Raw genomic sequence first — 1541 nt, 5'->3', positions numbered from 1 at the left:
TTCATCTTTTTATTCACGATCGAGTATTGCATATAATTGTATCATAGTCTTGATAATGATTTAGGATTGCTATATGTCACTCAAGGTTCTGGGCCGCTGATGCTGATGCTGCACGGATTTCCTGAATTTTGGTATTCTTGGCGACATCAAATCCCAGAATTTGCATCAGATTATAAAGTAGTCGCTGTAGATCTCAGGGGTTACAACGACAGCGACAAACCTCACGATCAATCTGCTTAGGTGATGGCAGAGTTTGTGCAAGATGTCAAAGGCATTATTCAGGGTTTGGGATACGAAAGTTGCGTCTTAGTTGGTCACGACTGGGGAGGTGCGATCGCCTGGAATTTTGCTTATGGTTATCCCCAAATGGTGGATAAATTAATTGTGATGAATCTACCACATCCGGCAAAGTTTGCTGAAGGGTTACGCACTCCCCAACAATTGCTGAGAAGTTGGTACATCTTTTTGTTTCAGTTGCCAGTTTTGCCGGAGTTGTTAATTCAGTTTGGCGACTCTCAGGCAATTTCGGCTGCTTTGGAAGGTATGGCAGTTAACAAAAGCACCTTTAGCCCCTCCGATATTGAAGCTTACAAAGATGCGGCTGCCAAACGGGGCGCTCTGACTGCTACTATCAATTATTACCGCAATATTGCTCGCGGGTTTCTCGATCGCCAGAATTGGAGGGTTCTGGAAGTTTCGACGCTGATGATTTGGGGAGAAAATGATGCCGCCCTCGGCAAAGAGTTAACCTATGGAACCGCAGATTACGTCCGGGATTTTCAGATTCATTACATTCCTAATTGCAGCCACTGGGTGCAGCAGGAACAGCCGCAGTTAGTGAATCGGTACATGAGAGATTTTTTGGCAAGTAACTTCCTTGGTGTTGCACAAAGGTGAATGATTAAGAGAACAGAGGAATCCGCCCGTGTTTAAGATAGTAGATCAGCAAGCGTACTGACTTGTACAACATGTCAACGGACTTGGAATAACACAAAGTCTTGCGGTGAAGTCGAGCCAGATAGTGCCGTAGACGACAATTTTCTCCTTCAACTCTAGTCATCCCTGTTTTGCTCCCTCTTTTGGTCACACTCATCGCTTAAACAAGCGATACACACAATAGCCGTCAGTGATAAGCTGTTGTGCCTTTAAATAGGGTATAACTAAAATTTAGTTTAGTCAATAACTACAAAAATGCCAGCCAAAAACCATCTCAATCCCAAACAAATAGAGAAACTACAAAAAGCCTTAATAGAAGAAGAAAAGGCAAATATCAGAGAAATAATTATGATTTTATTATTGCTCAAGGACGGCAAAACGAATCTAAAATTGCTGAGTTTTTGGGTTGTTCAGTAAACAAGGTATCTTACTGGTGTCTCAAGGGAGACCCAGACAATCTAGAAAATCTAATAGATGAAAGGATGAAGGGAAATCACAAAAAAGCCACAGATAAGTAGGTCGGCGCCCAAAAACCGAACTATGTTAAAATAAGTAAAGAAAGAGAACACATCTACTGAGGTAACTCAATATATGGGCGCTAGATT

Annotated in this window: 1 protein-coding gene and 2 pseudogenes; 2 read left to right on the top strand and 1 reads right to left on the bottom strand. The window is 42.1% G+C overall.

Features of this window, described 5'->3' with window-relative positions:
* The first annotated feature begins 99 nt into the window (after positions 1 to 99).
* Positions 100 to 897: pseudogene (locus QUA77_RS29065) on the top strand (alpha/beta fold hydrolase).
* A 4-nt stretch (positions 898 to 901) separates the two neighbouring features.
* Here QUA77_RS29065 and QUA77_RS29060 read toward each other — a convergent pair.
* Positions 902 to 1072 (bottom strand): annotated as a pseudogene (locus tag QUA77_RS29060) (IS1 family transposase); the annotation flags it as partial.
* A gap of 119 nt (positions 1073 to 1191) precedes the next feature.
* On the opposite strand from QUA77_RS29060, the gene QUA77_RS29055 reads away from it, so the two are divergent.
* Positions 1192 to 1353: a hypothetical protein gene (locus tag QUA77_RS29055; RefSeq protein ID WP_333454086.1), complete on the top strand. Its 162-nt coding sequence runs from the start codon at positions 1192 to 1194 to the stop codon at positions 1351 to 1353.
* Positions 1354 to 1541: the final 188 nt, after the last annotated feature.

The organism is Microcoleus sp. K5-D4, assembly GCF_036704575.1.
Taxonomy (GTDB): Bacteria; Cyanobacteriota; Cyanobacteriia; order Cyanobacteriales; family Microcoleaceae; genus Microcoleus.
The sequence above is the reverse complement of the archived record's forward strand: the minus strand, read 5'-3'. Positions and strand labels throughout refer to the sequence as shown.